The organism is Leptolyngbya sp. FACHB-711 (assembly GCF_014695615.1).
Taxonomy (GTDB): Bacteria; Cyanobacteriota; Cyanobacteriia; order Elainellales; family Elainellaceae; genus Leptolyngbya_A.
In genome coordinates this window covers 1-8,700 of record NZ_JACJOR010000326.1, presented here as the reverse complement: position 1 = coordinate 8,700, position 8,700 = coordinate 1, and the positions used below count along the sequence as shown (strand labels likewise).

Genomic DNA, 8,700 nt, shown 5'->3' with positions numbered 1-8,700 from the left:
CCGCGCTCCACCAGGAGCAGGGCATTCCGGTGATCTCCGTGGGCGACTACAACGAGCGTGAGGAGATCTTCTGCCGCTTCACCGCCGGCGGCGTCTTCTCCGCCGCGGCCGGCGGCAGCAACGCCGGTTCCTGCCTGCCGCCGAGCGGCATGCAGGTCGACTGGATCTTCGGCTCCACCGGCGTCCAGTTCGACGGCTACGCCGTCGTCGGGGTCGGCCAGGCCTCCGACCACAACATGGTGACGTCGGGAGCCACGCTCCTCCCCGGCGAGTGACCGGGTCGGCCGGCCCGCGCCCCGTCGATATACTCCGCGCTGTGAGACCCCTGACCGCGTTGCGCCTTCGTGGCGCGCCGGAGGTCCGGGGCATCGACGTCGACGGCGTCCACCTGGCGGGTCGCCGCGAGCGGCTCGTCGACGTGTCCTTCGGTGACAGGCGGATCTGGTCGTTCTGGCTCCAGCGCGACGGCGAGGAGGAGGACGGCGGCCGCGTGGTGCGCTGGCCCAAGCCCCTGCGTCCCTTCCTCGACGGAGTCGCCGACCTCACCCTGACCGACGCGGCGTCCGGCGAGGAGATCTTCTCCGGTGACGTCCGGTTCGGGAGCGGCACCGACGCGATCGAGGTGGTCAACCCGGCTGGGCGACCGCTGGCGATCGACAAGTCGCTCAAGCTCGTCGAGACCTTCGACACCCGCGACGCGGCCCAGGTGGAGCCCCTGCTCGACGCGATCGAGGAGGTGCTGGGCGCGCTCCGGGAGGCCGGGGTCCAGCCGTTCCTCGCCTACGGCACCGCGCTGGGCGCGGTCCGCGACGGCGGGCTGATCGGTCACGACAGCGACGCGGACCTCGGCTACGTCAGCGACCGCGACCACCCGGTCGACGTGATCCGGGAGTCGTTCCGGCTGCAGCGCCGGCTGACCGACATGGGCTACCGGGTCACCCGCTACTCCGCGATCGCCTTCAAGGTGCACGTCCTGGAGAGCGACGGCCTCGACCGCGGCCTGGACATCAATCACACCAGTACGGAACACGCGCCTTGGTATATTGTTCCTGCCGATCGCAAATGGTATGCGCGCCTGGTCGTTGCGGCTGTGATTCAGCAAACGATGGAGCAGCTCAACTTAGCCTACCCCGAAATCACCCAGGCACAAAGACAGGCACTCGTCCAGGCGCGGCAAATGCTCGAAGCGGAACATTAATCCCCATCAGCAATGCCCATTAGCAAGGTCGATCGGCGAGGTCGATCGGCTATCCCTCAGCTAGCAGTTCTGAGGCGATTGTGCAAAGCTGCTCATGGCAGGTTCCGTTGCTGGCAATCAAACAGCCCCACTGACTCACATCGCCCTGGTTGTAGCGTAGGGACGAGCCGTCTGCATGGGTAAATTTGCCGCCCGCCTCGGTCAGGATGAGTTCAGGAGCCGCCATGTCCCAGTCTTTTGGGGCCGACTTGCCCGACAGCGAAATATATACATCCGCCCGCTGATCGACGATCGCTGCAATCTTGCCGCCGACACTGCCCACCGCAAGCTGATTTTGACAGGGTATCTGCTTCAGCATGGCGTTAAACCGATCGTCTCGATGGGTGCGGCTAACGACCACCGTTAAGTCGGCGATCTGCTCACGGTCCGACACGCGCATCGGCTTTGCTGCCCCGTCTGGCGTTTCTACAAATGTGCCGCCGCCAAGGGTTGCGTAATAAAGCTTATCCAGCTCCGGGCAAGCCACGATTGCCAGCATCGGACGACCCTGATAAGCCAGTGCCAAATGAAAGGCAAATTCTCCAGTTTTGTCGATAAAATCACGGGTTCCGTCTAGCGGGTCGAGAATCCACACCCAATCGTGGGGCAACGGTTCCGGGGCAGCCTTCGCCTTGTAGGTTTCCTCGCTGAGATAGCCAAAATCCTCTGTGCCAAATGCCGCTTCCAGCTTGCTCAGCACATAGTGATTGACTGCCAGGTCTGCTGCTGTCACCGGACCATCTTTTTTGTCTTGAACATTCAGCTCCCGGACGCTGCCGTCCTGCATTGGTTCGCCCCGGTAATAAGCCCGCAGAATTTTGGCTGCCCCCCATCCGATCGATCGGGCAATAGGCAGCATTGAATCTAGCGTCTGCGGGGTCACGGATGGAATTGCCACGTTTGCTCCTCTGGTCTACCAGGTGAAACGACTGCTCAAACACCTTCTGAGATTAGGCTAAGATTAGGCGGTTCGTTTATTACTCCGCTCATTATAAAGGCATCGCTACAGCTTCCCCGGCCTGAATCGCCCATCCTTCTGCCTCATCCAGGAACATCAAAACTTATAAAGGTTTGGGTCTCATCCACGATCGCGTCCCAAAGGCAGTACAGGCACGACTGGCAACCTGAGCCGCCTGCGTTAATGCTTCTGTAAACTCTGACTGCAAGCAGAAATGGCAAAACGCGCCATGAAACACATCCCCTGCCCCCAGCGTATCGACCGTTTGCACCCTGGGAACTGCAACCTCGCCAGACTGTCCCAAACTGCGATAAGCGATCGGCTGCTCTCCCTGGGTGACTGCACTGTGAGGAACCCCCAACCATTCCAGGTAATCCAGCACATCCGGAATGGTTTCCTTTCCGGGTGGACGAAAATTCGCCGAGCAAATCACAAAGTCTGCCTCAGGCAACACCCGCTCGAATCCGGGTTTCCAACTTCCACCATCCACCACGATCGGGATATTTTGTGCCTTTGCTTGTCGGGCGATCGTCTCACTGACCCTCATTTGATGCCCATCGATTAGCACCACATCCACCCCGCTCAAAACTTCTGGCGGAATCGCAACCGGGTCTGCCTGAGACTGCACCGCATTGAGCGAAATCACTGCCCGTTCCCCAGTCGATTGCGTGACCAAAATCGAAGAAGTCGGCGGCGGATCGGTGCGATGGGGCTGCAAATCGACGATCGTCACCCCCCAAGGCTGTACATCTGCCAGAATCAGTTCCCGAATCGGATGCAGCCCCAGCACCCCCAACACCTGAGCCTCGTTCCCCAAATCACTAAATGTCATTGCCGCATTGGTTGCCGGCCCCCCTGCTGCTGCCACATAATCCAGCGCGACCTGCTTTTGATTGCGATCGGGCACATCCTCCACCAAATAAATCAAATCCAGCGTCACCAGCCCAACAAATAATCCCCGTGCCATGTTTCCTGCCTGCAACTATGCGGATGGTTAACTCCTGGTTTTCCCAGTTCGTATCACAGGTTCGTATCACCCCCAATCGTGTAAAAAGTTTAGGAATTGCCAGGAAATAAGACTCTTAAATCAGCTAGATTTCGGGCAATTTTATGAGGCGATAGCTGCTCATAAAACAGCGTCTCGTAGAAAAAACAGGAAATTCCAGCAAATTGTTCCTGGCGGGTTGTTTGCACCTGCTCTTGAATTTGGCTCATGCGAACAGAACTGGTACGAAGTCCGGTCAGAATGCCAATTGCAGTTGGAATATGAGAGCGGATATCGATCACTTCAGCTTTATCAATTTCACCCAAAAAAGCAGATAAATTACTGCGGTAAACCTGTAAAACAAGTTCTTCAACCCATCCTTCCTGCTGCCACGATCGCCAATCCACGCAATAATTGCGGCGAGAAAAGCCTAACGGGTTGGGCGAGAGAGACATCAGACAGCTTCGTTTAGTTTTTACTTCCCTAAAAATGCGCTGAAACAGCAGCGTAACCTTATCGGTTAACCATTGCTGTCGCCTTGAATCGTTTGGGACGATCGGCATCGATTGATTCTGATTTTCCTGACGGTAAAGAGCTTGAGAAAACGCATCATAGCCCAACTCGATCGGCAAGCCAAAATTGTCATCAAGCTGCACCCCATCTACGTCATAGCGAGCCGCCACATCCGTAATCAAATCAATAATGAATTGCTGCACCTCAGGATGACACGGATTTAGCCAAACTTTGCTATTGCGGATAGAATTGTTTTGCTGATCGCTAGTAATGAAATTGGGATAACGCGCTGCGATCGGAGAACCTGGCAAAGCCATCAATCCATACTCAAACCAGGGAATGACCCGTAGCCCCAAAATTCTTGCTTCTGCAACCAGTTCTGCTAACATATCCCGATTCGCAAAATTCGGATCAGGAGTCACCGCAGAGCCAAAAAAATCCTGCGCGACTGAACTTGGATAAAGGGTGAATCCTTTGTTCCAAACAACTGGATAAACGGTATTAAAGCCTAGCTCTTTCAACCATTGCAAACCCTGTACAAGATTGCTGCGGGAATAAAGAACTTTGCTATCCACATTCGTTAGCCAAACGGCTCGTAGCTCCTGAATGGCAACCCGAACGTGCGACAGAAGAAAATATCCTAATTTCCCAACTGTGCCCAGCGATCGAGTCAATTCCACAAAGCAATGATCGCCCACTCGAAATGCATATCGGATCTCAAAAAATTGATCGATCGTAACCATAAATTTATTCGGCAGCGACAGACGATTCGCCGACAGAGGTGCTTTCTTAAACACAGTATTTTGAACAATTCGTAAAACTGGCATAGCTGTCTCTGCTCTCAAAATCAGTCTTCTAATCCATCAACCAGCCCACCCTAACCCGCGTCAGTAACGAACAATCCTCAAAGCTCCCCCTCTCATAAAACAAACAGTCCCTCTCCACGCTTCCCCTCTGTCCCCTTTTCGGTCAAAATCCTAATTGCGCCAGAAAAGCTTTGAGAAGATGACCCATGCTGAACTTAACCGGAAAAAACGCCCTCGTTACGGGTATTGCCAACAATAAATCGATCGCCTGGGGGATTGCTCAGCAGCTTCATGCCGCCGGAGCGAATCTGGGCGTGACTTATCTACCAGACGAGAAGGGACGCTTTGAAAAGAAAGTGTCAGAGTTAGTGGAACCCTTGCAGCCCAGCCTGTTTCTGCCCTGCGATGTGCAAAATGAGGTGCAGCTCCAGGAAACCTTCGACACCATCAAGGACAAGTGGGGCAAGCTGGATATTTTGATTCACTGTCTTGCCTTTGCCAGCAAAGATGCTTTGAGTGGGGACTTTAGCAGCGTCTCCCGGCAAGATTATGCGCAGGCGATCGAGGTGAGTGCCTATTCGCTGGTGAGCATGAGCCGTGCCGCAAAGCCTCTCATGGCCGAAGGCGGCAGCATCGTAACGCTCACCTATCTAGGCGGTGTGCGCGTAATTCCCAACTACAATACGATGGGCATTGCCAAAGCCGCGCTTGAGATGAACGTGCGGTATCTTGCCTTTGAAATGGGCTCGCAAAACGTGCGGGTCAACGGTATCTCGGCAGGTCCAATTCGGACGCTGGCTTCTTCAGCCGTAGGCGGCATTCTGGATATGATCCATCATGTTGAGGAAGTGGCTCCCCTACGGCGCACTGTGACTCAGGCAGAAGTCGGCAACACAGCGGCTTTTCTGTGCAGCGATCTGGCAACCGGCATTACTGGGCAAATTCTTTATGTGGATGCGGGTTATGAAATTATGGGAATGTAGGGGAATGAGGAGATGAGGAAATGGGGAGATGGCATTAATCTCGCAGCTCATCTCATGAAAAAATAAAAAGCCCCACAATTCGATTGCAGGGCAAGGACAGTTAAACGCTAAATCCAGTGTGCTTCTGGCGATCGACCGTTTCCTCTACCTTTGTGCCGATTTCTTCAGTGTCCTCTCTATAGCCGGATCTGACGAAATGCAGGGATCACGATGAGGAGACGTTTTGAGGGTTTGTAATGAGTGATAAGCGGCCAAACCGTTTCTGTGCCAGGTTAAGGTTTCTCAACAATTCCACTCAGAATTCGATTCCACTCAGAATTCAATAAGTTAGCACAATGCCAGAACTTCCCCCGCTCACCAACGCCACTCTTTGGGCAATTTTGCATGACGAGTTAGATGATTCGACGGTCAATCAGCTTGTGTGGCAAGCGTTGGGCTATTGCTACGACGAGACATGCCACCAGTGGAGTCATGCGGCTGTCCCGCAAGACTGGGGTTCTGCCTATCCTGAGCCACCAGACTTTATTGCCAGCCGTCCGGCAACGGTCAAGCTGACGCGATCGATTCCGTCCGAAAACAAGCAGTTGCTCAAAGAGGAACTCGGCTTTCCGGGCTATCAAGTGAATGAGCTGGTTCCCCGTAAGACCCGTCGGGCAACGATTGTGAACTGGTTGCTGAGCTATCGCAGGCTGAGGGCTTCCTCTGCCCACTTCTGACCCTTCTGATCTTCCTGGCCCCTTGATTTTCCTGACCCTTAGATCTTCCTGACCCCTTTTTCCTATGACTCGCGAAATTATTCGTACAAATCAGGCTCCTGCTCCGGTTGGTCCCTACAATCAGGCAGTCGTTGCCGCTGGGCAGCTCGTGTTCGCCGCTGGGCAGATTGCGCTTGATCCTGCGACAGGAACGATCGTCGGTGAAGGAGATGTCGCACGCCAAACTGAGCAGGTTTTTGCCAATCTCAAAGGCGTTCTTGAAGCGGCTGGAGCCACGCTGCAAGATATTGTGAAAACCACTGTTTTTCTAGCAGATATGAATGATTTCGCAGCCATGAATGCTGTCTACGCCCAGTATTTTGATGAGGCACTCGCCCCTGCCCGCGCCTGTGTTGAAGTTTCGCGGCTGCCTAAAGATGTGCGAGTTGAGATTGAATGTATTGCCGTAAAGCCTTAAAGCCGTAAACCGGTCGGCAAGGGGACGGTTTAACGAGCCGACTGCAAAAGCTGCTTAACGGTTTTCATCATTTCTATAGGGTGAAATGGTTTTGTAATGTAGGCATCCGCTCCCTGTTTCATGCCCCAATAGCGATCGAATTCCTGATCCTTGGTAGAGCAGATCAAGACGGGGATATTTTGCATCTCCGGCTCTTTTTTGATCCAGCGGCACAGCTCATAGCCATTCATCTTGGGCATGACAATATCGGTGATGACGAGATCGGGCAGGGCACTCTGCATTTTTTCTTGAGCCTCAAAGCCGTTTGTTGCCTCAATCACTCGAAGTCCGCTATTTTGCAGCAGTTCTGACAGCATTTTTCGTACTATCTGGCTGTCGTCCACGATTAACACCGTACTCATAGCTTCCTTCTCTAGATTCCCCGATAGGTCCTGCAACAGTAGATAGGCTGTCGTACCTACGCACTGACTACAATTCCTTGTCTGGTTTTGCGTTAAACGAGTCTACCCGCTTAGGAATTCATCAGAATTCAGTTGAAGCCTTGACCTCAAGCGATCGAGGTGGCTCTTTTACAGAGTATGCCCAGAAATGCTGCACTTTTCGCTTGGGCAACCTCTCTCTTTCGTAATTTTTTCAGCTTTATCTAGAGAGATCTAGCTGCAAAGGCAACCTGCCAGTCTCAGCAGACCTGCCAGAAGATTTGTTTGAAATACCCCCAGGGGAATTCGAATCCCCGTCGCCTCCGTGAAAGGGAGGTGTCCTAGGCCTCTAGACGATGGGGGCACAAGAATCAGCAAAGCGCAGTGATACTGGGCTAATAAACTGTGCCAATGAATACCAAGCAGAATCAAGCAAAAGCTGAATTCGTCCGCTCTGTATCTGTTTCACTATTGTAAATGAAAACGGGTACGAGTAGCGATCGAAGTCAGTAGAAAAATTTAGGCTCCCCGATAGAGACTTAAACCATCTAAAACAGTTTGTTCCAGGAACAGACTTGGCAGAGTTTGGAAGCTTGCTTGTTGATAGTGCGTTAGCATCAAGCTGATCAACATCGAAACTACCGCTTGGGCTTGAGGCGAGTGGTAGACATCAACCAGTTGAACGTTAACTTTTATCCATACCTTTTTCCCACTATAGGAAGTTCAGTGCAATATGTTATTGAAACCAAGTCATCCTAGGTTGAGGACTTCGTGAATGAAGGCACTCTTACTCTACCCTTGCTTTCCCCAATCTTTCTGGTCTTATGACCGATTTATGGAATTGGCTGGACTCAAAGCAGTCATTCCGCCATTAGGAATTATTACAGTCGCAGCACTCCTGCCAGAGGATTGGGAAATTAGGTTTTATGACCGCAATGTCAAACCTGAAACCGATGACGATTGGGAGTGGTGTGAGATCGTTATTCTCTCTGCCATGCTGGTTCAGAAGCCTGACTTCCACGCCTTGATTCAGAAAGCTGTGCGGTTGGGCAAGAAGGTGGCCGTGGGTGGTCCCTATCCAACGTCAGTCCCTCAAGATGCCCTCGCTTCTGGAGCGCATTACCTGATATTGGATGAGGGGGAGATAACTGTTCCACAATTTTTGGAAGCCCTTGCTCAAGGCAGAGACCAAGGAATTTTTCGCACCACTGAGAAGCCTGACGTCACCACTAGCCCAACTCCCCGCTTCGATCTGCTCCAGCAGGATGCCTACTTGATGATGGCGATTCAGTTTTCTCGTGGCTGCCCCTTCAACTGTGAATTCTGTGACATTATCACTTTATACGGTCGCAAACCCCGCACGAAAGAGCCGGGTCAGACCCTTGCAGAGCTCCAAACTCTATACGACCTGGGCTGGCGGGGGTCTGTTTTTATTGTTGATGACAACTTTATTGGTAATCAGCGTAATGTTAAATGCTTGCTGAGGGAATTGATTCCTTGGATGCAGGAGCGCAATTATCCCTTCACCTTCCTTACTGAAGCCTCTGTGAATTTGGCAGAGGATGCTGAACTGTTAGATTTGATGGCTAAAGCGGGGTTCTACGGCGTCTTTTTAGGCATTGAAAC

Annotated in this window: 10 protein-coding genes and 1 tRNA gene; 6 read left to right on the top strand and 5 right to left on the bottom strand. The window is 52.9% G+C overall.

Annotated features, from left to right (window positions below):
- Window positions 1-275, top strand: a 275-nt coding sequence (locus H6F80_RS13405) for a hypothetical protein (RefSeq protein ID WP_190792040.1), incomplete at its 5' end; no start/stop codon positions are given.
- Between the two features lie 59 nt (window positions 276-334).
- Complete coding sequence (locus H6F80_RS29885; protein WP_199296553.1) at window positions 335-1,198, top strand: LicD family protein; 864 nt, start codon at window positions 335-337, stop codon at window positions 1,196-1,198.
- 49 nt (window positions 1,199-1,247) lie between these two features.
- Here H6F80_RS29885 and H6F80_RS13395 read toward each other — a convergent pair whose 3' ends face one another.
- The 3 genes from H6F80_RS13395 to H6F80_RS13385 all read right to left on the bottom strand — a co-directional run bounded on the left by H6F80_RS13395 (window position 1,248) and on the right by H6F80_RS13385 (window position 4,520).
- Window positions 1,248-2,135, bottom strand: coding sequence for a 3'(2'),5'-bisphosphate nucleotidase CysQ family protein (locus H6F80_RS13395; protein ID WP_518523575.1), 888 nt, complete (start codon window positions 2,133-2,135; stop codon window positions 1,248-1,250).
- Between the two features lie 163 nt (window positions 2,136-2,298).
- The gene (locus H6F80_RS13390; RefSeq protein ID WP_190792039.1) at window positions 2,299-3,162 is read right to left on the bottom strand and encodes a sugar kinase; all 864 of its coding nucleotides are present in this window, start codon (window positions 3,160-3,162) and stop codon (window positions 2,299-2,301) included.
- Between the two features lie 89 nt (window positions 3,163-3,251).
- Entirely contained in the window at window positions 3,252-4,520 is a 1,269-nt protein-coding gene (locus H6F80_RS13385) for a glycoside hydrolase family 10-like protein (RefSeq protein ID WP_190792038.1), read from the bottom strand.
- A gap of 185 nt (window positions 4,521-4,705) precedes the next feature.
- On the opposite strand from H6F80_RS13385, the gene fabI reads away from it, so the two are divergent.
- From fabI to H6F80_RS13370, 3 genes are all read left to right on the top strand, one after another.
- Entirely contained in the window at window positions 4,706-5,482 is a 777-nt protein-coding gene (gene fabI / locus H6F80_RS13380) for an enoyl-ACP reductase FabI (protein ID WP_190792037.1), read from the top strand.
- 335 nt (window positions 5,483-5,817) lie between these two features.
- Entirely contained in the window at window positions 5,818-6,198 is a 381-nt protein-coding gene (locus H6F80_RS13375; RefSeq protein WP_190792036.1) for a DUF1823 family protein, read from the top strand.
- Window positions 6,199-6,262: 64 nt separating this feature from the next.
- A complete protein-coding gene (locus H6F80_RS13370) occupies window positions 6,263-6,655 on the top strand; it encodes a RidA family protein (RefSeq protein WP_190792035.1) in 393 nt (130 codons plus the stop codon).
- 29 nt (window positions 6,656-6,684) lie between these two features.
- Here H6F80_RS13370 and H6F80_RS13365 read toward each other — a convergent pair whose 3' ends face one another.
- Window positions 6,685-7,056, bottom strand: coding sequence for a response regulator (locus H6F80_RS13365; protein ID WP_190792034.1), 372 nt, complete (start codon window positions 7,054-7,056; stop codon window positions 6,685-6,687).
- Between the two features lie 309 nt (window positions 7,057-7,365).
- Window positions 7,366-7,438, bottom strand: a tRNA-Glu gene (locus tag H6F80_RS13360).
- 411 nt (window positions 7,439-7,849) lie between these two features.
- Between H6F80_RS13360 and H6F80_RS13355 the strand changes: the two genes are divergently transcribed.
- Window positions 7,850-8,700 (top strand): B12-binding domain-containing radical SAM protein (locus tag H6F80_RS13355; RefSeq protein WP_190792033.1); only part of this gene is annotated, 851 nt, incomplete at its 3' end.